This is a genomic window from Serratia sp. LSHTC3, assembly GCF_057197125.1.
The window spans coordinates 347635-370511 of the sequence record NZ_JBXUNP010000002.1 but is presented as its reverse complement, the minus strand read 5'-3'; the positions used below and the strand labels follow the sequence as shown (position 1 = coordinate 370511).

Genomic DNA, 22877 nt, shown 5'->3' with positions numbered 1-22877 from the left:
TAGTTATTGTTATCAGGGGCCCCGACGCAACCGCTCCGCCGGTAGAGTCAGTGCGCCGGCCTCAGCGGGCCGGCAGCACACACAACATTTCAAACAGCAGGTTGGCCGCCAGCAGCGCGGTGTTACCGGAGCGATCGTAAGGCGGCGACACCTCCACCACGTCGCCGCCGACCAGGTTCAGTCCATGACAGCCGCGCACGATCTCCAGCCCTTGCCAGACCGACAGCCCGCCGACCTCCGGCGTGCCGGTGCCCGGTGCGAAGGCCGGATCCAGCCCGTCGATATCGAAGCTGAGATAAACCGGCGCTTCGCCCATCTGTTCGCGGATCTCCGCCATCAGCGGCGTCAGCGACCGGTGCCAGCAGGCCTCAGCCGGCACCACACGAAAGCCCTGGCGGCGTGACCAGTCGAAGTCATCCGCCGCATAGCCGCTGCCGCGCAGGCCAATCTGCACCACTTTTTCCGGCGCCAGCAGCCCCTCCTCAAACGCGCGGCGGAAGGTGGTGCCGTGCGCCAGCTGTTCGCCGAACATCTCCTCGTTGGTATCGGAATGCGCATCGACGTGGATCAGCCCGACCGGGCCATGACGACGGGCGACGGCGCGCAGCACCGGCAGCGTCAGGGTGTGATCGCCGCCGAGCGTCAACGGCGTGCAGCCGTGCGCCAGGATCTCGTGGTAAGCCGCCTCGATGCGCTGCACGCTGTCCGCCAGGCTGTAGGGGTTGATGGCGACATCCCCCAGATCGGCCACCTGCAGCCGTTCAAACGGCGCAGAGCCGGTGCCCATGTTGTAAGGACGGATCATCACCGATTCCTGGCGGATCTGGCGCGGGCCATAGCGAGTGCCGCTGCGGTTGGAGGTGCCGATATCGAGCGGAATGCCGACAAAGGCGGCGTCCAGACCGCGCGCCTGTTCTGCCGCGGGCAGGCGCATCATGGTGGGGAGGCCGGCAAAGCGCGGCATATCGTTACCGCTTTGGGGTTGGTTCAGCATGGCGTTTCCTTGTCGTTATCTGCGATGGATTGAAACATTTGAGCAACATTCGCAGGCTACCCCGGTGGCCACCTCGGCTACCATTCCCGCTTTTGCATGTAAACATCGGAAAACGCGATGCAACTAACCTATTGAAGTATTGATTTTTATTTCAACCTCATGCCATAAGAAAGGCCATATCTTCAGCGCCGCACCTATTTCTTCGATGTTAAAAATGGGTTAACCGGCCGACGTTCTGCGGAGGGGGAATGCTCACCAACCTAAGCGATATCGATCTGAAACTGCTGCGGGTGTTCGTCGCGGTAGCGGAAGCCCAGGGCGTCAGCGCCGCGCAGGAAGCGCTGCTGATGAACCAATCCACCATCAGCACCCATCTGGCCTCGTTGGAAACCCGACTGGGTTTTCGCCTGTGCCAACGCGGGCGCTCCGGCTTCCGGCTGACGCCCAAGGGCGAACGCATGCTGATCGCCTGCCGTTCGCTGTTCAACGCCGCCCGCGACTTCACCCGGGTCAGCCAGTCGCTGAACGGCCTGCTGACCGGCGATCTGCAAATCGGTCTGGTGGACAATCTGGTTTCGCTGCCGGGCAATCCGTTCAGCCAGGCCATCAAGCACTTTCAGCGGCGCCATCAGGACGTGCAATTGCAGTGCCGCATCTGTTCGCCGAACGAGATTGAGCAAGGGCTGCTGCACCAGCAGCTCGATCTGGGCATCGGTTACTTCGGCCAACAGCTGGAGGAGTTACGTTATCAGCCGTGGCTGGAGGAAATACAGGCGATCTACTGCAGCACGGATCACCCGCTGTTCGCGGTGGAAGACCCCGAGCGCGAGCAGATTGAAAACGCGCGCTGGGTCAAGCGCGGCTACCTGCTGGCGCAGCAGCTGTGCCCGATCGCGCCGCCTCACTTGGCGGCGGTGGCTCACCATATGGAAAGCGTCGCCCATCTGGTGCTGAGCGGTACCTGTCTTGGCTATCTGCCCACCCACTACGCGGCGCGCTGGGTGGAACAGGGGCTGCTGCGGCAGTTGGGCGGCACGGCGCTCTCTTATCGCGCCACGCTTAGCCTGGTCAGCCGCCCCGTCCAGCCCAACGAGGCGTTGAACGCGCTGCTGGAGGATTTGGCGCGCGCCGGCGAAAAAAAGCCCCGCATGCGCGGGGCCTGACGGACGTTAACTGACCGGCATGCGCGCCGGATCGGGATACTGGTATTCAAAACCCAGCTCGTTGCAGATGCGGTTGCCGTCCACCAGCCGCTCGTCCTGCTCCGCCTCGTCGGCGAACTGCGGCGGCTCCAGATGCAACTGCTCGGCCAGCGCCGGATAAAATTCGCGCTTGGCCGGATGACGCGGCGCGCACAGGTTGTACACGTGGCCGCCCTTCGGCAGCTTCAGCAACAGCTGGATGGCGGCGATGACGTCGTCCTGGTGCACCAGATTCACCCCCTGCGAACCGCCCTTCACGTCGAGCTTGCCCGCCAGGAAGCGGCCGGGGTGACGATCGGCGCCCACCAGCCCCGCCAGGCGCAGAATGTCCACCGAGGTGTTCGGCAATTCATGCAGCCAACGTTCCAGCTCGGCCAACACCCGCCCTGACGGCGAGACCGGCCGCAACGGCGACTCTTCGCGCAGCGTGCCTGCGGTTTCGCCGTACACCGAGGTGGAACTGGTGAAGATCACCCGCGGCACGCCAAAGGCCATCGCGCTGTCCACCAGCATACGCACCGCATTGAAATAGTTTTCGCTGCCTTCGACGGTGCGGCGAGCGGGCAGTGTCACCACCAACGCATCCACGCGCAGCAGCGATTCCAGATCGTCCGGATCGCACACCAGCTCCGGCGTCAGTTCCAGTTGGTAGCATTCGATGCCGCTCATGCGCGCGGCCTCGACGCCGTCCGGCGTGGTTTTGCTACCGACCACGTCATACCCGCGCCCCATCAGCGACAGCGCCAACGGCATGCCCAGCCAACCCAAACCAATAATGGCTACCTTTTTCATCCTCTTCCTCTCCTGAAGATCGCAGCGCCCTACCCCTAAGGCTACGCCACTGCGCACGGCGATACAATCTGCCCGGCTTAAGGTCAGGTAAAGCTGTCTGTGGCTAATAACCTAACCTGTTTCAATAAATTAAATTTATGACGTTAAAAAAGGGTTGCGCGGTGGACAGCGGATAGTTTAGCTTAATTGGCATACGGTTTTTACCGGCTTTTGATTAGAGAAAAACACCATGACACGCGTTCAGTTCAACCACCATCATCACCATCACCCTGACTAGTCTTTCAGGCGATGAGTGCTGGAAGACGGTTTGTTAATCTTCCAGTGGCGCGCAGAACGCAAGAGAGAGCCCTCGGAAGATTTCTTCCGAGGGTTTTTTTTTGGCTCCGGACAGACAGAAAGAATAGTTTTTACAATAAATTCATAAAATTACAGATTAAACAGAGGTTACCATGCTGGACAAGACACGTTTACGGATCGCAATGCAGAAGTCGGGCCGCCTGAGCGATGAATCCCAGGAACTGCTGGCGCGCTGCGGCATCAAGATCAACCTGCAGCAGCAGCGTCTGATCGCCTTCGCCGAGAACATGCCGATCGATATCCTGCGCGTGCGCGACGACGATATTCCGGGCCTGGTGATGGACGGCGTGGTCGATCTCGGCATCATCGGCGAAAACGTGCTGGAAGAAGAGCTGCTCAGCCGCCGCGCCCAGGGCGAAGACCCGCGTTACTTCACGCTGCGCCGCCTCGATTTCGGCGGCTGCCGCCTGTCGCTGGCCACCCCGCTCGATGCCGAATACGCCGGCCCGCAAAGCCTGCAGGACGCCCGCATCGCCACCTCTTACCCGCACCTGCTGAAGCAATACCTCGACAAGCAGGGCGTGCGCTTCAAATCTTGCCTGCTGAACGGCTCGGTGGAAGTGGCGCCGCGCGCCGGTCTGGCCGACGCCATCTGCGATCTGGTCTCAACCGGCGCCACGCTGGAGGCCAACGGCCTGCGTGAAGTCGAAGTGATCTACCGCTCCAAGGCTTGCCTGATCCAGCGCGACGGCGAAATGCCGGAAGCCAAACAGCAGCTGATCGATCGCCTGATGACCCGCATTCAGGGCGTGATCCAGGCGCGTGAATCCAAATACATCATGCTGCACGCGCCGAGCGAGAAACTGGACGAGATCGTCGCGCTGTTGCCGGGCGCCGAGCGCCCGACCATTCTGCCGCTGGCCGGCGCGCAGAACCGCGTGGCGATGCACATGGTGAGCAGCGAAACCCTGTTCTGGGAAACCATGGAAAAACTGAAAGCGCTCGGCGCCAGCTCGATTCTGGTGCTGCCGATTGAAAAGATGATGGAGTAACGCCATGTCGACCTTCAACACGCCGATCGATTGGGCGACCAGCAGCGCCGAACGCCAGGCCGAGCTGCTGATGCGCCCGGCCATCGCCGCCTCCGACAGCATCACCCGCACGGTGAGCGAGATCCTCGACAACGTGAAGGCCAACGGCGATCGGGCGCTGCGCGACTACAGCGCCCGTTTCGACAAGGCGGAAGTCTCGGCGCTGCGCGTCAGCGCCGAGCAGATCGCCGCCGCCGCCGCGCGGTTGGGCGACGACATCAAACAGGCGATGGCGGTGGCCGTCGCCAACGTGGAAACCTTCCACAACGCGCAGCGACTGCCGCCGGTGGACGTCGAAACGCAACCGGGCGTGCGCTGCCAACAGGTGACCCGTCCCATCGACTCGGTCGGCCTGTATATTCCCGGCGGATCGGCGCCGCTGTTCTCCACCGTGCTGATGCTGGCGACGCCGGCACGCATCGCCGGCTGCCGCCGGGTGGTGCTGTGCTCACCGCCGCCGATCGCCGATGAGATCCTGTATGCGGCGCAGCTGTGCGGCGTGCAGGAAGTGTTTCAGGTCGGGGGCGCGCAGGCGATCGCTGCCCTGGCGTTCGGCACCGAGAGCGTGCCGCGCGTGGCGAAGATCTTCGGGCCGGGCAACGCCTTCGTGACCGAAGCCAAGCGGCAGGTCAGTCAGCGCCTTGATGGCGCGGCCATCGACATGCCGGCCGGCCCTTCGGAGGTGCTGGTGATCGCCGATGCCGGCGCCACTCCGGCGTTCGTCGCTTCCGATCTGCTGTCGCAGGCCGAACACGGCCCGGATTCGCAGGTGATCCTGCTGACGCCGGACGCGGCAATGGCGCAGGCGGTGGCCGAAGCGGTGGAAAGCCAGCTGGCCGAGCTGCCGCGCGCCGAGACCGCCCGTCAGGCGCTGGCGAGCAGCCGCCTGATCGTAGCGCGCGATCTGGCTGAGTGCGTGGCGATCAGCAACCGCTACGGCCCGGAGCACCTGATTATTCAGACCCGCAATGCGCGCGAACTGGTGGACGGCATCACCAGCGCCGGCTCGGTGTTCCTCGGCGACTGGTCGCCGGAGTCCGCTGGCGATTACGCCTCCGGCACCAACCACGTGCTGCCGACCTACGGCTACACCGCCACCTGCTCCAGCCTTGGGCTGGCCGATTTCCAAAAACGCATGACGGTGCAGGAGCTGACGCCGCAGGGCTTCAGCAACCTGGCCGCCACCATCGAGACGCTGGCTGCCGCCGAGCAGCTGATCGCCCACAAGAACGCCGTGACCCTGCGCGTCGCCGCCCTGAAGGAGCAAGCATGAGCATCGAAAAACTGGCGCGCGCCAACGTTCGCGAGCTGACCCCTTATCAATCGGCGCGCCGCCTCGGCGGCAAGGGCGACGTATGGCTGAACGCCAACGAATACCCGATCGCCCCGGAATTCCAGCTGAGCGCGCAAACCTTCAACCGCTATCCGGAGTGCCAGCCGGCGCAGGTGATCGAACGCTACGCCGCCTATGCCGGGGTGAAGAAAGAGCAGGTGCTGGTCAGCCGCGGCGCCGACGAGGGCATCGAGCTGCTGATACGCGCCTTCTGCGAGCCGGGCAAAGACGCCATTCTGTTCTGCCCGCCGACCTACGGCATGTACGCCGTCAGCGCCGAAACCTTTGGCGTGGAGCGCCGCACCGTGGCCGCCAAAGAGGACTGGCAGTTGGATCTGCCGGCCATCGCGGACAGCCTGGACAACGTGAAGTTGATCTACGTCTGCAGCCCGAACAACCCGACCGGCAACCTGATCGACCCGGACTCTCTGCGCAGCCTGCTGGAGCTGGCCAAAGGCAAGGCGATCGTCGCGGTGGACGAAGCCTATATCGAGTTTTGCCCGCAGGCTTCGGTAGCCGGTTGGTTGAGCGACTACCCGCACCTGGCTATTCTGCGTACGCTGTCAAAGGCCTTTGCGCTGGCCGGCCTGCGCTGCGGCTTTACGCTCGCCAATGAAGATCTGATTGCCCTGCTGCTGAAGGTGATCGCCCCTTACCCGCTCTCGACGCCGGTGGCGGATATCGCCGCGCAGGCGCTGAGCGAAGAAGGTATCCGCACCATGCGCCAGCGCGTCACCGACATCGCAGCCACCCGCAGCTGGCTGCAGCAACAGCTGGAAAAATGCGCCTGCGTCGAGCAGGTTTTCGCCAGCGACAGCAATTACCTGCTGGCTCGCTTCACCGCCTCAAGTAATGTGTTTAAAAGCTTGTGGGATCAGGGCATTATCTTACGAGACCAAAACAAACAGCCCGGGTTGTCCGGCTGCCTGCGCATCACCATAGGCACCCGCGACGAATGTCAACGCGTGGTGGACGCCTTGTCCGCCCTGCCCGGCGCCAACCAGACTCGCCAGGAGCCAATGTGAGCCAAAAAATCCTCTTTATCGATCGTGACGGCACGCTGATCGCCGAGCCACCGGAAGATTTCCAGGTTGACCGCCTGGACAAGCTGGCGCTCGAGCCAGACGTGATCCCTTCCCTGCTGGCGCTGCAACAGGCGGGATATCAGCTGGTGATGATCACCAATCAGGATGGGCTCGGCACCGCCAGTTTCCCGCAGGAAACCTTCGATCCGCCGCACAACCTGATGATGCAGATCCTCAGCTCGCAGGGCATTCAGTTCGCCGATGTGTTGATCTGCCCGCACCTGCCGGCGGACAACTGCGACTGCCGCAAGCCGAAGACCGCGCTGGTGAAGGGTTACCTCGAACCCGGCGTGCTCGATACCGCCCACAGCTACGTGATCGGCGATCGGCCGACCGACGTGCAGCTGGCGGAAAACATGGGCATTCAGGGGCTGCGCTACCAACGCGGCGTGCTGGGCTGGAAAGAGATCGTGCGCCAGCTGACCCTGCGCGACCGTCATGCGCGGGTTAACCGCGTGACCAAAGAGACGCAGATCGATGTCAACGTCTGGCTGGATCGCGAAGGCGGCAGCAAAATCAAAACCGGCGTCGGCTTCTTCGACCACATGCTGGATCAGATCGCCACCCACGGCGGCTTCCGCATGGAGATCGACGTCAAAGGCGACCTGTATATCGACGATCACCACACGGTAGAGGACACCGGCCTGGCGTTGGGTGAAGCGCTGAACAAGGCGCTCGGCGACAAGCGCGGCATCGCCCGCTTCGGCTTCGTGCTGCCGATGGACGAGTGTCTGGCGCGCTGCGCGCTGGATATCTCCGGCCGCCCGCACCTGGAGTACAAGGCCGAGTTCAACTATCAACGCGTCGGCGATCTCAGCACCGAAATGGTCGAGCACTTCTTCCGCTCGCTCTCCTACACCATGGGTTGCACGCTGCACCTGAAGACCAAAGGCAAAAATGACCACCACCGGGTCGAAAGCCTGTTCAAAGTGTTTGGCCGCACGCTGCGCCAGGCGATCCGCGTCGAGGGCAATACCCTGCCGAGTTCGAAAGGAGTGCTGTGATGAACGTGGTGATTTTGGATACCGGCTGCGCCAACCTGGCCTCCGTCACCTACGCGGTGCGGCGCCTGGGTTATCAGCCGGAGGTGAGCCGCGATCCGGAGATCGTGCTGCGCGCCGACAAGCTGTTCCTGCCGGGCGTCGGCACTGCGCAGGCGGCGATGGATCAGCTGCGCGAGCGCGATTTGATCGAACTGATCAGGGCCTGCACGCAGCCGGTGCTGGGCATTTGCCTCGGCATGCAGCTGCTGGCGGCCAGCAGCGAAGAGAACGGCGGCATAACGACGCTCGGCCTCATCGATACGCCGGTCAAGCAGATGACCGACTTCGGCCTGCCGCTGCCGCACATGGGCTGGAACCAGGTATCCGCGCAGGCGGGTCACCATCTGTTTCGCGGCATCGATGACGGCGCCTACTTCTATTTCGTTCACAGCTATGCGATGCCGATATGCCCCAGCACCATCGCCCAGGCGAACTACGGCGAGCCCTTCACCGCCGCCGTGCAAAAAGACAACTTCTTCGGCGTGCAGTTTCATCCAGAACGTTCTGGAGCAGCCGGCGCGCAACTGTTGAAAAACTTTCTGGAGATGTAGGCAGCATGATTATTCCGGCTTTGGATTTGATCGACGGCAACGTGGTGCGTTTGCATCAGGGCGATTACGGCCAACAGCGCGACTACGGCAACGATCCGCTGCTGCGCCTGCAGGACTATCAACAACAGGGCGCCCAGGTGCTGCACCTGGTCGACCTGACCGGCGCCAAGGATCCGGCGGCGCGCCAGATCCCGCTGCTGCGCAAGCTGTTGGCGGGGGTTAACGTCCCGGTGCAGGTCGGCGGCGGCATCCGCAACGAGCAAGACGTCAGCGCCCTGCTGGAGGCCGGCGCCACGCGCGTGGTGATCGGCTCCACCGCGGTGAAACAGCCGCAGTTGGTGCAAAGCTGGTTCGAACGCTACGGCGCCGACGCGCTGGTACTGGCGCTGGACGTGCGCATCGACGCGCAGGGCGTGAAGCGCGTGGCCATCAGCGGCTGGCAAGAAGACTCCGACGCCACGCTGGAACAGGTGGTGGAACAGTTCCTGCCCTACGGGCTCAAGCACGTGCTGTGCACCGATATTTCGCGCGACGGCACGCTGGCCGGTTCCAACGTGGCGCTGTATCAGGAAATCAGCCGCCGTTATCCGCAGGTGGCCTTCCAGGCCTCGGGCGGCATCGGCAATCTGGACGACATCGCCCAGCTGCGCGGCAGCGGCGTTGCCGGCGTGATCGTGGGGCGCGCCCTGCTGGAAGGTAAATTTAGCGTTGAGGAGGCGATCGCATGCTGGCAAAACGGATAATCCCGTGCCTAGATGTTAAAGACGGGCAAGTGGTGAAAGGCGTGCAGTTCCGCAACCACGAAATCATCGGCGACATCGTGCCGCTGGCGCAGCGCTATGCGCAAGAAGGCGCGGACGAGCTGGTATTTTACGATATCACCGCCTCGAGCGATGGCCGGGTGGTAGACAAAAGCTGGGTGTCGCGCGTGGCGGAGGTGATTGATATTCCGTTCTGCGTCGCCGGCGGCATTAAAAGCGCCGAGGACGCCAGCCAGATCCTGTCTTTCGGCGCCGACAAGATTTCGATCAACTCGCCGGCGCTGGCCGATCCCGATCTGATTAGCCGCCTGGCGGATCGCTTTGGCGTGCAGTGCATCGTGGTGGGTATCGATACCTGGTTCGACAGTGAAACCGGCAAGTATCACGTCAATCAATATACCGGCGACGAGAGCCGCACCCGCGTCACCCAGTGGGAAACCCTCGACTGGGTGCAGGAAGTGCAGCGCCGCGGCGCCGGTGAGATCGTGCTGAACATGATGAACCAGGACGGCGTGCGCAACGGTTACGATCTGCAGCAGCTGCGCCAGGTGCGCGAGGTCTGCAAAGTGCCGCTGATCGCCTCCGGCGGCGCGGGCACGATGGAGCACTTCCTGGAAGCGTTCCGCGATGCGGACGTCGACGGCGCGCTGGCGGCATCGGTGTTCCACAAACAAATCATCAATATCGGCGAACTGAAAAGGTTCCTGGTCGAACAAGGCGTGGAGATTCGCGTGTGCTGACAGAACAACAGAGAAACCAGCTGGACTGGGAAAAAACCGACGGCCTGATGCCGGCCATCGTGCAGCACGCCGTTTCCGGCGAAGTGCTGATGCTGGGTTACATGACGCCGGAAGCGCTGGCGACCACCGAGCAGAGCGGCAACGTCACCTTCTTCTCGCGCACCAAGCAACGCCTGTGGACCAAAGGCGAAAGTTCCGGCCACTTCCTCAAGGTGGTCAGCATCACGCCGGACTGCGATAACGACACGCTGTTGGTATTGGCCAACCCGATCGGCCCGACCTGCCACCTGGGCAACAGCAGCTGCTTCCATCCGGCCGCCAGCGACTGGACGTTCCTCTATCAGTTGGAACAGCTGTTGGCGGAGCGCAAGCACGCCAGCCCGGACAGCTCGTACACCGCCAGCCTGTACGCCAGCGGCACCAAGCGCATCGCGCAGAAAGTCGGGGAGGAAGGCGTGGAAACCGCGCTGGCCGCCACGGTCAACGATCGCGAAGAGCTGACCAACGAAGCTTCGGACCTGATCTATCACCTGCTGGTGCTGCTGCAGGACCAGGATCTGGATCTGAGCGCGGTGATCGGCCGGCTGCGCGAGCGGCATCAGAAAAAAGCATGACGTTAACTCGCACGCAATAAAAAAGCCGCCGGGCGTTAACCTCGGCGGCTTTTTTTATCGCTCAACGGGCGGGGTTATTCCATCCATTCGGTATGGAACACGCCTTCCTTGTCGGTGCGTTTGTAGGTGTGCGCGCCGAAGTAGTCGCGCTGCGCCTGGATCAGGTTCGCCGGCAGCACCGCTGAACGGTAGCTGTCGTAGTAGGCGATCGCGGCGGAGAAGGTTGGCGTAGGGATACCGTTCTGCACGGCGTAGGCCACCACGTCACGCAGCGCCTGCTGGTACTCGTCGGCGATTTGCTTGAAGTATGGCGCCAGCAGCAGGTTGGCGATATCGGCGTCCGCTGCGTAAGCGTCGGTGATCTTCTGCAGGAACTGGGCGCGGATGATACAGCCGGCACGGAAGATCTTGGCGATTTCGCCGTAGTGCAGATCCCAGTTGTTTTCTTTAGACGCGGCTTTCAGCTGAGAGAAGCCCTGCGCGTAGGACACGATTTTGCCCAGATACAGCGCGCGACGCACTTTCTCGATGAATTCAGCTTTGTCGCCAGTGAACGGCGCCACTTTCGGGCCGGTCAGCACTTTAGACGCGGCAACGCGCTGATCTTTCAGCGAGGACAGGTAGCGTGCGAATACCGATTCGGTGATCAGCGACAGCGGTTCGCCCAGATCCAGCGAGCTCTGGCTGGTCCATTTGCCGGTGCCTTTGTTGGCGGCTTCGTCCAGGATCACATCGACCAGGTATTTACCTTCTTCGTCTTTCTTGGTGAAGATGTCTTTGGTGATGTCGATCAGGTAGCTGTTCAGTTCACCCTTGTTCCACTCGGCGAAGGTTTCGGCCAGCTGCTCGTTGCTCAGATTCAACGCCTGTTTCAGCAGAGAATAGGCTTCGGCAATCAGTTGCATGTCGCCGTATTCGATGCCGTTGTGCACCATCTTCACATAGTGGCCGGCGCCGTCTGCGCCGATGTAGGTCACGCAAGGCTCGCCTTCCGCAACCGCAGCGATTTTCTCCAGGATTGGCGCCACCAGCTCGTAAGCTTCTTTCTGGCCGCCAGGCATGATGGAAGGCCCTTTCAGCGCGCCCTCTTCACCGCCGGAAACGCCGGTGCCGATGAAGTTGAAGCCCTGGTCGGACAGTTCGCGGTTACGACGGATGGTGTCCTGATAGTAGGTGTTGCCGCCGTCGATCAGGATATCGCCCTTGTCCAGGTGCGGAGTCAGCGAGGCAATGGTTTTATCCGTTGCTTCGCCCGCTTTCACCATCAGCAGGATGCGGCGCGGTTTTTCCAGTGATTCGACAAACTCTTCAACGGTGTAATACGGCGCCAGATTCTTGCCCGGGTTCTCAGCGATCACTTCGTCAGTTTTGTCGCCAGAACGGTTGAAAATGGAAACGGTGTAACCACGGCTCTCGATGTTCAGCGCGAGGTTGCGGCCCATTACCGCCATGCCGACAACGCCGATTTGTTGCTTGGACATTTAGGAACTCCTGTCTGAGGATGACCCTGCCGGCAACGTCGGCCAGCAGGTTTTGTGATGTGGCACACATGTTAACTCAGGATTGAGCCGGGTGGGTAGTGATTGGTGCGATAGGTCACATAACTCGTCTAAATTTTCAGTAACCTGCCAGACCATTCAATCGGGCTTATTATGCCTTCCCAGCAGGGATTCGTAGATTTTCGCGTATGCCTCGACCATTTGTTTGGAGGTGAACATCTCTTCGTAGCGTTCATACGCCTTATTACCGAATGTCTCCGCCAACTTGGGGTTCTCCCAAAGCTTATCCATTGCCTTTCTCAATGCCGAAGGATCCGATGGAGGGATCACCAGTCCCGTCTGATCATTGACGTTGATAAAGGTAGTTCCTGTCCCTATTTCACTTGAAATCATGGGTTTTCGGTACATGGCACCTTCCAGTAGCGAAATGCCAAACGCTTCCGAGCGTAAATGTGACGGAAATACAATACCATAGCTCAGCGTCAGTAGTGCCGATTTATCCTCATCCGGCAATGCGCCAAGAAAATGAACGTTTTTCAGTCCCAAGTTCTGAGCCTGCTCACGCAATTCACTTTCGATCGGCCCGGCCCCTACGATCACGATAGGATAGTTTGCACCGATAGCCGCCTCTAGCAGTATATGTAACCCTTTATAATAGCGTAACGTGCCAATAAATAAGAAAAATGGTTGGCCGAGCTGACGCTGCCATTTTTCCAAGCGGCTCGGCTCTGGCACCGGATATGTCTCTTTATCCAGACCTATCGGAATCACAGAGACTTTATTTTTGAACGTTTCCAATACGTCACTGGTGGCCACATAGTTCGGTGATGTTGCTACGATGCAATCTATTTTACGCAAGAACAGGTGCATCAGTGGCTTATATAACCTAAGAAGGTTTTTTTGCCTGATAATGTCAGAGTGATAACTAACTACTGTCGGCTTATTCACTCCCGAGAGGAAGTGTACAAGATCCATGTATGGCCATGGGAAATGATAGTGGATGATATCCGCTTGCTCGCTGAGCTCTTTAAATTTCTTTATGACACGAAATGAAAATGGGTTAGATGCAATGCTGAAATCTTGTCTGACTTTATGAGCTGTATGCTGTGAAATAGTTTCGCAACTATCCTTATCTGCAGGCGTTACGGACAAAACATCCGTCGATATACCCTTCTCTACCCCACCTTCAGCGAGTTGGTATATCACTTGCTCAATGCCGCCAAATGAGTCAGGATAATAGGTTTTATAAAAATGGAGTACTTTAATCATTATTAGTCAATTTTTGATAAACGTTTAAAGTTTGGCTAGTGCAATTTTTCCAGGAAAACGTTGCTGCATGTGACAAACCTAATGCAATTGCATCCTTTCTCCACGCTTCATCTGTCAGCCCTCTGATAATAAGCTGCGTTAATAAGCTGACATCCTCAGGAGAGTGAGTTAATGCCGCATCACCTGCGATTTCCGGCAAAGATGAACTGTTGGAACAAATCACCGGAGTTCCCGAGCTCATCGCTTCCAATACCGGAAGCCCAAAGCCTTCATAGTGTGATGGGAAAACAAACAGCCTGGCTGCAGAGTACAATAATGGCAATTCTTCTGCAGCCGCAAATCCCAGATACTTAAGCCATCCCTCACGCTGTCCTCGCTCTATTTCCTGCATAATGTCATCATTGCGCCATCCCTTATAGCCGGAGAGGACTAATGGATAACGGGCACGCAATCCGTCAGGCAGTTTTCTATAAGCATGAATAAGGGAAAGAATATTCTTCCTCGGCTCAATGGTACCAACGAATAAGGTGAAGGCTTTATAGCTTAAATCAAATTTTTTTAAAACTCCAGATACGTTTTCTACCTGACGAGGGTAAAAATCAGGCGAGCTTGCCAGATGAACCGTGTGGATTTTCTCAATTGGATAATCGAAATATTCATGAATCTCTTTACGAATATAGTTCGAGACCGTGATGAGACCATTCGCCCTCGATAATGCTTTCATCATTTCTTTCTTGGTATAACGATTCCTTTTAGGATCGAAACAGTGCTCCCATTTAAAAGGAGAAAGATCATGAAACGTTGCCACTGCAGGGCCGTCAAAAGGAGGGAGGAAATAATTAGGTCCATGAAAAAGGCAACGTTCGTAGCCACGCAGCGCCTTCTTTTTTAGTTGTGGCATAAGCAATCTGTAGGTCTCAATAGCCAATGAATTGCTCTGCACAATTTTTTTCAACCAGTGACTACTATCAGATGTATTTTTTGCCGTAGGTATGTTAGATAAAAAACGGGTACCGGAGAAAAAATTTAGTTCTTCAATTTCGTTGTGGCTTTGCAAGCCTTTTGCCAACTCATAGGTATAACGCCCTATGCCAGTCAACGGGAACTTGATAGGCTCAACGGAAAGAATTATTTTCATCTAAAGTCACATTCCATAGAATATCTATGCTTTCAACATAGTAGATTCAATGCAGTAGTAGAAATCACACCTACTGCATTGAATAAGGCTATAGCTAGAGGAGGTTATTTGAAATGTTTTGCTCTTAACAAGCCCGCACACATGTTTTCTAGCCGTCTGGCAACGGCATGATAATCATGCTGCTCGCACCACGCATCAGCACGTCGTTGCGTTTCAACTGCACTCGAAGAGTTTTTAACAATCTCAGAAATAATATCTGCAATACCTTCAGCAACATCCACTACGGAGGTTCCCTTCAATTTGAAGACAGCGTCACCAAGATCATCAAAAATAGCGAGCGGCGTCACTGCCACAGGTTTATGCGTCGCCATGCCGTAGCGAACGGCACCACTGGCCGATTCGCCGGTATTTTGATACGCGAAAACCAGCAGATCGGCGTCAGAGAGCAGACGTAAGCTTTCTTTATCATCAAGAAAATCGTTATGCATCTCAACCAGATCTTCAACCTTCAAATTAGCCGCAGTCTCTTTAAGCTCACGAACCAAAGCGGTGGATTCACTGACGGGGTATTCCGCATTGACCAACCTTAGTCGAATAGGGTTCCCCGCTTTTTTCAAATAGGCCACGGCTTCGATAAGTTCCTTCAACCCTTTATGCGGCAGGCAAAAACCATAGCTGGCAACCAAAGGCGGCAGATTACGATGAGCAGTCGATGCCAGAGCGGGATAGTTAATCACGCCATGTGGGAACAGAGTGACATTATTGACTAGTCCAAGCAACTTCAGGCGGTTGATATCAGCAATAGAATGAACCAGCAAACGGTCACACATTTTCAACGCGTCAGTCATTTCTGATAAACGGAAATTCCAATACGGCTCTTTTTCGATCGGATCAACCGTCGAATGCATGGCCATAACGATAACCCGTCCCGCCTGGTGATGCCTTTTGATAAAGGCAGATAACTCGCGGTGGTTAAAGAATCCATAGTTAAACTGGATGACCAAGGTATTCAGATTCAGGGTTTCAATTTGAGTATCTAAAGCATCAAGGTAGTTGTCTTCTTTTCCAACAACCCAACTCCTCAGAACGTTACCTTCGTCCGCATGTACCAGATCATTTGCTGTCGGTGCAAAAATCACAATTTGGTCGCTGGGCATGTCAGCTACCAAATGTTGGGAATAGGTGGCGATGCCGCATTTGGTATTCCACGTCGAGAGCCAGCCAATCCGGGGTTCCACTTGAGCGACGTCAAAATGCTTACGCAATTCGCCTACCGCAGCCTTTGATCGCTGCGCAACCGAGCTCCAGGTAAACTGACTAAGTATCAGTTCACGCCCTTTTGCTGCCATTGCCGATAGTTGCTTTTTGTCAGTCGCCGCCGCCTGCGCCATCGCCTCGGCCAGTTTATCAATATCGGCATGCACCCATGATGAAGAAAACAGGCCAAAATGGGTCTTCGCGCGTTCAAAACGATAATCAACCAGCCATGAATTTTCCTGCGTGCAAAAATCAAGCTGCCCGCTCCAACCAGTGGTGATAGCGGGTAAACCGCTCAACATCGCCTCCGCAATCGGCAAACCAAATCCTTCAGCACAGCTTGCCGCCACCAAGACATCACACTGTTCATAGAGCGCTTTCAGCTCTTGTTCCGGCATATCCTGCTCGATAATAATGACATGGGGATAATTGACGTGCCGCTTCTGAGCTTGCGTAAGCCATGCCTGAATTTCATTGTGCGGGTTAGGGAAAGTTTTGATGACCAGAGAAACATCATCCTCTCCGGTAAAAGCGGCGCCATAGGCCGCCAGCATCGCCTGAACCCCCTTCCGCGGGAAGCACGAAGAAACATGCAGGAATTTGAATGCTTTGGCGTTCAGTTGCGGAGGATTGGCTGACTGAATCCGCTCCCAGTGCTCGCAACCATTCCCGACATTAAAAACGGGAACTTTAGTACCATTATCAATCAATACTTTGCGCACATGTTCTGAAGTGCAAAGGATCGCATCCAATTCACGGTTGAAATTATTGATCCAACCTTGTGGAAAGCCACTTTCTTCCCATGCATAGCAATGCAAAAGCTTCACATCCGCAGCCATGTTGCTGACACGTGGCGGATAGATATTGCGGCTCAATACATTAACCTGCTGCTCACTCCGCTGCTGCAAACGCGAATGGAATGCCTTCAAATCCGCATTACTTTCATCACTTAGGAAGGTTTCATTTGGAGCAAAGTCGCCAGGCCCTTCCGTTGAATGCAGCAGAACGTCAACATTGTCGCGACTGAGTGCTCGCGCGAATTCTCGATTTACCAAAGCCAGGCTATAGGAGCTGTCAAAAGGTCCTTCAACGCGCCAAGAGAGAGACTCTAGCGCAATGCCTTGCAACTCGAGTCTTTTGGCATTTCTATCCATCGCCTCAGCGGTTGACCGCAGATCGTTATCCGAAGGCTCTTCACGACATTTGATCGAGGAAACGGCGGAGATCAATTGCGATGACGTTACCGATTCAAACTCCACATCTCCGGCCTCAGCAACTAACCGCTCAAAACGAGACAAGGCGATAGTTCCCGCCTTATCCCACGAAAACTTGGCGGATTGCTCCAAAGCGTGTTTCTTTAATTGAGCGAGGAAAACGTCATCGCTTAAAGCCTGTTGAAGCTTGTCGCTTATTGACTCAACAGAATAGGGATCAAACAGCGCATCGGCATAACCGATCACTTCCGGGATACTGGTGACGTTAGAACCGATTGTCGCCGCACCGCACGTCATGGCCTCCAGAATCGGTAATCCAAAGCCTTCATGCAACGAAGCAAAGACAAACAACTTGGCCAACTGATAAAACACGACCAGATCCTGTTCCGATACATATCCAGTCAGAACCATCTCGTCATCACGCAGTTGTTGATTACGCGCGATGGAATGCAGATAACTGCGATCGCTGTCCGATAGCTTACTAACGATAACCAGTTGATTTTTTTCACGCAATTCAGGCGTTAATTTGCTGTAAGCCTCAATCAACCTCTTGAAGTTTTTACGGGAGTCAAAACCGCCAGGAGCATAAAGTACGACATCACGGGTAATGCCATATTTCTCTTTTAATTCAGAAAAATTATTAGCGGAAATCTCGCTGATATCAAAATGTTCTTCGGTCGCCGCCGAAATCGTGCACACTTTGCTTTCGGGAATATCCAACCACTCAATCACCTCCGAAGAAGTATAGTCCGAGTTGGTCAGCAGCAGATCCGCGTTCTTCAACCAATTGATTTTCTTTAAATAATAATCTTTATAAACGTCATCTTGCAGGTAAACATCCGCTTGTACCAAAGGGATTAGATCGTGATGCAACACCGCCACTTTAGTTTTTGGCGTTAATTTAGCGATCGACGTCACCGCATTATCTACATGCCCTTCGAACAAACTGGTTATAAAAACGACATCAGGTTTAAGATTATGTAAGAAGGCTTCACGCACATATTCTGCACACTCACTGCGCCAAGCATTGTTTCTATCCATCGCTCTGACAGGGCCAGGCGCATACCAGATAACGATATTTTCGGCCGGCACTAAGCGAGCAAATTGCGCTTTAAGTTCAGCGATGGTTTCGGGAAACAGCGCAGACAAAGCAATAAAAATTTCGTGTTGACTGTTATTACGGATGATTGCCTTTGCAATCGAAAGAGTATAACGGCCAATACCCCGAAAACGGCTTTCCGTTTGTGCTCCTTGCAGGTCAATAACAATACGCATTATGAATCCCCGTGTTTCTTATTATTTATTCTCTTTAGCTGCTCATATATATCGATAGCTCTGCTCGTCATATTTTCCTTATACACAACATGACGTTCATTCACCATAAGATCGGCGTGATAGTCAGGTGCGGAAATTAAAACCCGTCTGAAAACAGATTGCAGAAATCGGTAAGCACCCAGCTTTCTAGCGCTGGAAAGAATGAATGCTTTGAATTTAGGATGTTCATGGAATAAAGCCAGAGCCGTATTTATTCCCTTTCTCAAAACCTTTTTGGCTGCTTTGCGAGCTCGAGTTTTAACGCCTTGCTCACGTACCGCTTTAAATTGATATGAAACCCAACGCAATGGGGAGGTCACACGCCAGGAATTGCTGGTATGCGCATCAAAAAGCTGTTGTTGCAGACTCTGATTGTTAGCATGCACGTCAATGAGCTGCTGCTGTAGGCTTTGATTATTAGCATGTACAGCCATCAGCTCTTGATGTGACTTGTCCAATTGGTGCTGAAAACGCTCCAATTGGTTACTCACTTCGTGGAACTTCACTGTCTGCGCACGCAACGCCGTGTTCATTCGCTTAAACTCGTTATTCAAGCGTAGGTCATAGCGATCGCTTAAGCCGTCGAGAGTAACCCCATATTCTTTATCAAAATAGGCGTCCAACTCACCGACAATCGATGCCTCACCCTCTTTTTGGGCAATCATGCTATAGTCTGGGCTGACACCTTTCAACACATCGACCAAATATACCGATGTCTCTTCGTCTCTCAGTGCCGCTTTTTCCTGCAAACGCAGTATTTTAGTTCTCAGAAAACCGTAATAGTTCGGAATGAATTCGAGCAACGCTGGAGGCAGCGGATGGTTGTGCGTCGGATCCATATAAAAAGAACAGGTTCCAACGCTTACATTTTCGGGGTTTGGCGTCTCCAGAATCAGCAAACCACCGGGTTTAAGCACCCGCAACGCCTCTTTCACCAAAGACTGTAAAAACTCGAAGGGCAGATGTTCTGCGATATGAAAACCGGTGATGGCCAGTAGACTGCCGTCCTCCTGCTGCTGGAGGAAATCCAGGCAGTCCATTTTCTTCACGTTCAGTCCAACCTGCAAAGCACGTTCGAGCATACCATCATCGAGATCAACCCCCATGGCAGGAATAGCATTATCTCGTAAGATCTCGAGCCATTCTCCACGCCCACAGCCAACATCGACAACTTCAGCTGAAGGGTAAATTTTTGCCAACGCCATAATAAAAGGAAGATATACAGATAAGCGTTGTTTGATATCTTGCACGCTCCCCCGATGTTTTTCCTCAAAAACGCGATAAAAATTACCACTCATTCAAAAATCTCCAACTTAGGGGGCAACCAAGCTACTCCAATAAAATCTTTCTCGTTTGAATTAACAACGTTGAAAACAACCGCCAGATCGCGCCATTCGTAATTTTTTCCAACATGAGTTCCTGCCGTATGTAACGCTACGGCAACCGAGTAAGACCCAACCCCCAAATTGGCAGAGAACGCAAATGAAAAGGTTCTCGATTCATTCTCTTTCAAATCGAATAATGGCTGTTTCAGATGATGAGTATTGGTACCAAAAACCGGCTGTCCCAATCGGTCTTTAATCAAATATCCCACGACAAGTTCAGGAACAGCCTCATTGACATGCACCTTCACCTGAAGGTTGACAGGTTGCCCTACCGCTACCACCTCAATACTTTCACCTTCGGTACTAAGAAGACTAATATCGGTAATAGTTGCCTCGCCTGAGCCAGAGAGCGTCTGCAATTTTCCATTATTTTCAACCTGACGAATCGACACATTTTGCTTATCAGCGAGTAGGGCATTATAGTAATCCATTACTGCTTCAGGCTCACCCTCCATTTCTACTCTGCCTTTGTTAAGCAAAATAGCTCTATCACATATGCTTTGGATCGCTTGTTTGTCATGTGACACGAGCAAGAGGGTGGTTCCTAGCTTGCGAAACTCACGTATCCGCTCGAAACTCTTATGCTGAAAATAAGCGTCACCAACAGATAAGGCCTCATCAACAATCAAAATATCCGGGCGAATCGCTGTTGCAACGCTAAATGCCAATCGAACTTGCATACCGCTTGAGTAAACACGAACCGGTTGATCGATATAATCACCGATCTCAGCGAACGCCTCGATTTCCGGCATAAGTTCCGTAATTTTTTCGACGGACATACCCAGCAGTTGCCCTGACATATAAACGTTTTGGCGCCCGGTAAAATCCGAGTGAAAGCCCATGCCAAGCTCCAATAATGCCGCAACTCGACCGTCGAGAGCAATTTCGCCGCAGGTTGGTTTCGCTGTGCCAGTAATCAATTTCAGTAATGTACTTTTACCGGCACCGTTAATACCAATAATGCCTAACGCCTCACCAGGCTCAACATGAAAACTGATGTTCTGCAGGATCCATTTTAGTTTATGTTTGACGGTGTTAAATGGCGAAATCCACTCAAGCAGACGCCCTGTCTTAGAGGCATACTGTTTGTATGCCTTGCCAACATTATGTACTTTTATGTAACTCATTATAACTCGTCCACCATATCTGCAGCGTGTTTCCTGAACAATCTCATACCAAACGCACAGAAAATTATGGCCAGAACCAATACTGGCCATAATGAGTACCAGTTAGGTTGCTGTTGGTATGCAAATATTGACTGGTATGCTTGCATAACTCGGGCCATTGGATTGTACATCAGCGATGTTCTGGCCCATTCAGGCAGCGAATTTAATACATAAACGATGGGTGTGAACCAGAACCAGAATTGCAATAATACGCCAACAAACTGCCCAACGTCCCGGAAGAAAACGTTCATCACGCCCAATGTCATACCCAGACCGACGGTGAACAGAACTTGCAGAGCCAAAACGGGTAAGACGGAGAAGAATAAAACCCCGGGAAAGTTTCCGGTAAAAACAAGAAAAATTAAAAACAGGCTAAATATAATGGCGAAGTTTAAAATCGCAGACGCGGTCACAATGACCGGTAAGCAAATTTTTGGGAAGCTGAGCTTTTTTATTAAGTTAGCATTAGTAATGAAGACACTTTGGCTTTTATCAAGAATTTCAGTAAATAATCCCCACGTCAGCACCCCAGAGCAAAGATAAATACTATAGGCAAAAGGGCCTGAATTATCAGGCATCCGTGCCTTCATCACTTCTGAGAATACCAGTGTATATACCAAAATCATCGCTAACGGCTGCAATACCAGCCATAAAGCTCCCAACATGCTGGTTTGGTAACGGGACTGAAAGTCCCGCTTAATACTGCTCCAAATAAAACCCCGGTAACCATAGATGGCTAATAACATTTCTTTCATCGTTATTCTCCGCCTAAGAGCGCCAGAATCTCTTTAGTTTTTTTCTGCATCAATTCAACATCCCCTTTTGACTCAACATTCAAACGTACAACAGGTTCAGTATTCGATGTCCGCAGATTAAAACGCCATTCATTGAATTCAAGGCTGATACCATCTGTCATGTCAAAAGCCACGGCATCATCTTTGTAAACGCCTAAAACACGCTCAATGGCAGCTTTAGCATCAGGCAATTTGCGATTAATCTCACCAGATGCTGGATACGCTTCCATACGATCCTTCACTAGCTGACTCAACACACTGCCTTTAACTGAAAGTAAACCCGCTACCAATAGCCATGGAATCATACCGCTGTCACAATAAGCGAAATCACGGAAGTAATGGTGCGCACTCATCTCGCCACCATAGATAGCATCTTCTTTGCGCATGCGCTCCTTGATAAAGGCATGCCCCGTTTTGGACATAACAGGGATGCCACCAGCTTGGGTAACGATATCGATGGTATTCCATGACAGACGAGGATCATGAATAATCTTGGAGCCAGGGTTGGCTTGCAGGAAAGCTTCTGCCAATAGGCCAACGATATAGTAGCCCTCGATGAAAGCGCCCTTCTCATCAAACAGGAAACAACGATCGAAATCACCGTCAAAAGCAATTCCCATATCCGCCTGATGCTCAAGCACGGCTTTTGCTGTGTCATCCCGACATTCAGGTAATAACGGGTTAGGGATACCGTTAGGGAAATTCCCATCAGGTTGATGATGAACCTTTACAAAGGTAACGGGAATATTTTCTTGCTGGAAACGTCGCTCTATTTCGTCGATAACATGGCCTGCAGCACCATTTCCAGAGTTAATGACCAATTTCATTGGCTTCAATGCTGTTGCATCAATATACTTCAGCAAATGATCTACATAATCGGTGAGAATGGATATTTGTTGATAACTACCACGTTTATCCTTCACTACCGCAGGAAACGTATTTTCTTCCGCTAATTTTTTAATCGCAAATAAACCGGTATCACCACTAATCGGCTGAGCATTTGCCTTAACCAGTTTCATACCATTATAATTCATTGGATTGTGGCTAGCAGTAACTTCAATGCCGCCATCCATATTCAAATGGAAAGTGGCAAAATAGACTTCTTCAGTGCCACTCATACCAATGTCATATACGTCAACACCAGCATCCTGCAATCCGTTGGCGAGAGCCACTTTAAGAGACTCGCTGGTCAGCCGTACATCGCCACCTACGATAACGCGCTGAGGTTTCAGGTATTCGCCATAAGCTCGGCCGATACGATAGGCAATATCCTCATTCAGCTCTTCACCTAGTTGACCACGGATATCATACGCTTTAAAACAAGTTAAGGCACTCATT

General features: G+C 54.1%; 20 protein-coding genes and 1 other annotated feature. Of the genes, 10 read left to right on the top strand and 10 right to left on the bottom strand.

Going from position 1 to position 22877, the window contains the following annotated elements:
* Window positions 1-61: 61 nt before the first annotated feature.
* Complete coding sequence (speB, locus tag AC2CGI_RS08970) at window positions 62-994, bottom strand: agmatinase (protein WP_015377259.1); 933 nt, start codon at window positions 992-994, stop codon at window positions 62-64.
* Between the two features lie 248 nt (window positions 995-1242).
* Between speB and AC2CGI_RS08965 the strand changes: the two genes are divergently transcribed.
* A complete protein-coding gene (locus AC2CGI_RS08965) occupies window positions 1243-2157 on the top strand; it encodes a LysR family transcriptional regulator (RefSeq protein WP_015377258.1) in 915 nt (304 codons plus the stop codon).
* 6 nt (window positions 2158-2163) lie between these two features.
* Here AC2CGI_RS08965 and AC2CGI_RS08960 read toward each other — a convergent pair whose 3' ends face one another.
* Window positions 2164-2988, bottom strand: a complete 825-nt coding sequence (locus AC2CGI_RS08960) for an SDR family oxidoreductase (RefSeq protein ID WP_015377257.1) — start codon at window positions 2986-2988, stop codon at window positions 2164-2166.
* 229 nt (window positions 2989-3217) lie between these two features.
* Here AC2CGI_RS08960 and hisL point away from each other — a divergent pair, with 229 nt between their 5' ends.
* From hisL to hisIE, 9 genes are all read left to right on the top strand, one after another.
* Entirely contained in the window at window positions 3218-3265 is a 48-nt protein-coding gene (gene hisL, locus AC2CGI_RS08955; RefSeq protein ID WP_100396937.1) for a his operon leader peptide, read from the top strand.
* Window positions 3241-3367: a sequence feature (His leader region), on the top strand. It overlaps the preceding gene by 25 nt.
* A 70-nt stretch (window positions 3368-3437) precedes the next feature.
* Complete coding sequence (gene hisG, locus AC2CGI_RS08950; RefSeq protein ID WP_015377256.1) at window positions 3438-4337, top strand: ATP phosphoribosyltransferase; 900 nt, start codon at window positions 3438-3440, stop codon at window positions 4335-4337.
* 4 nt (window positions 4338-4341) lie between these two features.
* The gene (hisD, locus tag AC2CGI_RS08945) at window positions 4342-5649 is read left to right on the top strand and encodes a histidinol dehydrogenase (RefSeq protein ID WP_004938796.1); all 1308 of its coding nucleotides are present in this window, start codon (window positions 4342-4344) and stop codon (window positions 5647-5649) included.
* The gene (hisC, locus tag AC2CGI_RS08940) at window positions 5646-6734 is read left to right on the top strand and encodes a histidinol-phosphate transaminase (RefSeq protein ID WP_044031583.1); all 1089 of its coding nucleotides are present in this window, start codon (window positions 5646-5648) and stop codon (window positions 6732-6734) included. Before hisD ends, hisC begins: the two co-directional genes overlap by 4 nt.
* The gene (hisB, locus tag AC2CGI_RS08935) at window positions 6731-7798 is read left to right on the top strand and encodes a bifunctional histidinol-phosphatase/imidazoleglycerol-phosphate dehydratase HisB (protein ID WP_015377254.1); all 1068 of its coding nucleotides are present in this window, start codon (window positions 6731-6733) and stop codon (window positions 7796-7798) included. The genes hisC and hisB overlap by 4 nt, the downstream gene beginning before the upstream one ends.
* Window positions 7798-8388, top strand: a complete 591-nt coding sequence (gene hisH / locus AC2CGI_RS08930) for an imidazole glycerol phosphate synthase subunit HisH (protein WP_021504315.1) — start codon at window positions 7798-7800, stop codon at window positions 8386-8388. Before hisB ends, hisH begins: the two co-directional genes overlap by 1 nt.
* A gap of 5 nt (window positions 8389-8393) precedes the next feature.
* Window positions 8394-9131 carry a 1-(5-phosphoribosyl)-5-[(5-phosphoribosylamino)methylideneamino]imidazole-4-carboxamide isomerase gene (gene hisA, locus AC2CGI_RS08925; protein ID WP_033650627.1) on the top strand — a complete coding sequence of 246 codons (738 nt, stop codon included), beginning with the start codon at window positions 8394-8396 and terminating at the stop codon, window positions 9129-9131.
* A complete protein-coding gene (hisF, locus tag AC2CGI_RS08920) occupies window positions 9113-9889 on the top strand; it encodes an imidazole glycerol phosphate synthase subunit HisF (protein ID WP_015377252.1) in 777 nt (258 codons plus the stop codon). The genes hisA and hisF overlap by 19 nt, the downstream gene beginning before the upstream one ends.
* Entirely contained in the window at window positions 9883-10503 is a 621-nt protein-coding gene (gene hisIE, locus AC2CGI_RS08915) for a bifunctional phosphoribosyl-AMP cyclohydrolase/phosphoribosyl-ATP diphosphatase HisIE (protein WP_015377251.1), read from the top strand. Before hisF ends, hisIE begins: the two co-directional genes overlap by 7 nt.
* Before the next feature lie 74 nt (window positions 10504-10577).
* On the opposite strand, the gene gndA is transcribed toward hisIE, so the two are convergent.
* The 8 genes from gndA to cpsG form a co-directional block, all read right to left on the bottom strand.
* Window positions 10578-11984 (bottom strand): NADP-dependent phosphogluconate dehydrogenase, encoded by a 1407-nt coding sequence (gndA, locus tag AC2CGI_RS08910; RefSeq protein ID WP_015377250.1) that lies wholly within the window; start codon window positions 11982-11984, stop codon window positions 10578-10580.
* Between the two features lie 156 nt (window positions 11985-12140).
* Complete coding sequence (locus AC2CGI_RS08905) at window positions 12141-13271, bottom strand: glycosyltransferase family 4 protein (protein WP_021504313.1); 1131 nt, start codon at window positions 13269-13271, stop codon at window positions 12141-12143.
* A complete protein-coding gene (locus tag AC2CGI_RS08900) occupies window positions 13264-14409 on the bottom strand; it encodes a glycosyltransferase family 4 protein (RefSeq protein ID WP_015377248.1) in 1146 nt (381 codons plus the stop codon). The genes AC2CGI_RS08905 and AC2CGI_RS08900 overlap by 8 nt, the downstream gene beginning before the upstream one ends.
* A 104-nt stretch (window positions 14410-14513) precedes the next feature.
* Window positions 14514-18155: a glycosyltransferase gene (locus tag AC2CGI_RS08895; protein WP_015377247.1), complete on the bottom strand. Its 3642-nt coding sequence runs from the start codon at window positions 18153-18155 to the stop codon at window positions 14514-14516.
* Window positions 18155-19492, bottom strand: a complete 1338-nt coding sequence (locus AC2CGI_RS08890) for a class I SAM-dependent methyltransferase (RefSeq protein ID WP_021504311.1) — start codon at window positions 19490-19492, stop codon at window positions 18155-18157. The genes AC2CGI_RS08895 and AC2CGI_RS08890 overlap by 1 nt, the downstream gene beginning before the upstream one ends.
* A complete protein-coding gene (locus tag AC2CGI_RS08885) occupies window positions 19489-20706 on the bottom strand; it encodes an ABC transporter ATP-binding protein (protein ID WP_015377245.1) in 1218 nt (405 codons plus the stop codon). The genes AC2CGI_RS08890 and AC2CGI_RS08885 overlap by 4 nt, the downstream gene beginning before the upstream one ends.
* The gene (locus AC2CGI_RS08880; RefSeq protein ID WP_033633692.1) at window positions 20706-21491 is read right to left on the bottom strand and encodes an ABC transporter permease; all 786 of its coding nucleotides are present in this window, start codon (window positions 21489-21491) and stop codon (window positions 20706-20708) included. Before AC2CGI_RS08880 ends, AC2CGI_RS08885 begins: the two co-directional genes overlap by 1 nt.
* Window positions 21492-21502: 11 nt before the next feature.
* A complete protein-coding gene (gene cpsG, locus AC2CGI_RS08875) occupies window positions 21503-22876 on the bottom strand; it encodes a phosphomannomutase CpsG (protein WP_025302181.1) in 1374 nt (457 codons plus the stop codon).
* Between the last annotated feature and the right edge of the window lies 1 nt (window position 22877).

Excerpts from the sequence above, each read along its gene's own strand:
- speB (WP_015377259.1), bottom strand. The coding sequence starts at position 994 with ATGCTGAACCAACCCCAAAGCGGTAACGATATGCCGCGCTTTGCCGGC.
- AC2CGI_RS08965 (WP_015377258.1), top strand. The coding sequence starts at position 1,243 with ATGCTCACCAACCTAAGCGATATCGATCTGAAACTGCTGCGGGTGTTC.
- AC2CGI_RS08960 (WP_015377257.1), bottom strand. The coding sequence starts at position 2,988 with ATGAAAAAGGTAGCCATTATTGGTTTGGGTTGGCTGGGCATGCCGTTG.
- hisG (WP_015377256.1), top strand. The coding sequence starts at position 3,438 with ATGCTGGACAAGACACGTTTACGGATCGCAATGCAGAAGTCGGGCCGC.
- hisD (WP_004938796.1), top strand. The coding sequence starts at position 4,342 with ATGTCGACCTTCAACACGCCGATCGATTGGGCGACCAGCAGCGCCGAA.
- hisC (WP_044031583.1), top strand. The coding sequence starts at position 5,646 with ATGAGCATCGAAAAACTGGCGCGCGCCAACGTTCGCGAGCTGACCCCT.
- hisH (WP_021504315.1), top strand. The coding sequence starts at position 7,798 with ATGAACGTGGTGATTTTGGATACCGGCTGCGCCAACCTGGCCTCCGTC.
- hisA (WP_033650627.1), top strand. The coding sequence starts at position 8,394 with ATGATTATTCCGGCTTTGGATTTGATCGACGGCAACGTGGTGCGTTTG.
- hisF (WP_015377252.1), top strand. The coding sequence starts at position 9,113 with ATGCTGGCAAAACGGATAATCCCGTGCCTAGATGTTAAAGACGGGCAA.
- gndA (WP_015377250.1), bottom strand. The coding sequence starts at position 11,984 with ATGTCCAAGCAACAAATCGGCGTTGTCGGCATGGCGGTAATGGGCCGC.
- AC2CGI_RS08905 (WP_021504313.1), bottom strand. The coding sequence starts at position 13,271 with ATGATTAAAGTACTCCATTTTTATAAAACCTATTATCCTGACTCATTT.
- AC2CGI_RS08900 (WP_015377248.1), bottom strand. The coding sequence starts at position 14,409 with ATGAAAATAATTCTTTCCGTTGAGCCTATCAAGTTCCCGTTGACTGGC.
- AC2CGI_RS08895 (WP_015377247.1), bottom strand. The coding sequence starts at position 18,155 with ATGCGTATTGTTATTGACCTGCAAGGAGCACAAACGGAAAGCCGTTTT.
- AC2CGI_RS08890 (WP_021504311.1), bottom strand. The coding sequence starts at position 19,492 with ATGAGTGGTAATTTTTATCGCGTTTTTGAGGAAAAACATCGGGGGAGC.
- AC2CGI_RS08885 (WP_015377245.1), bottom strand. The coding sequence starts at position 20,706 with ATGAGTTACATAAAAGTACATAATGTTGGCAAGGCATACAAACAGTAT.
- AC2CGI_RS08880 (WP_033633692.1), bottom strand. The coding sequence starts at position 21,491 with ATGTTATTAGCCATCTATGGTTACCGGGGTTTTATTTGGAGCAGTATT.
- cpsG (WP_025302181.1), bottom strand. The coding sequence starts at position 22,876 with ATGAGTGCCTTAACTTGTTTTAAAGCGTATGATATCCGTGGTCAACTA.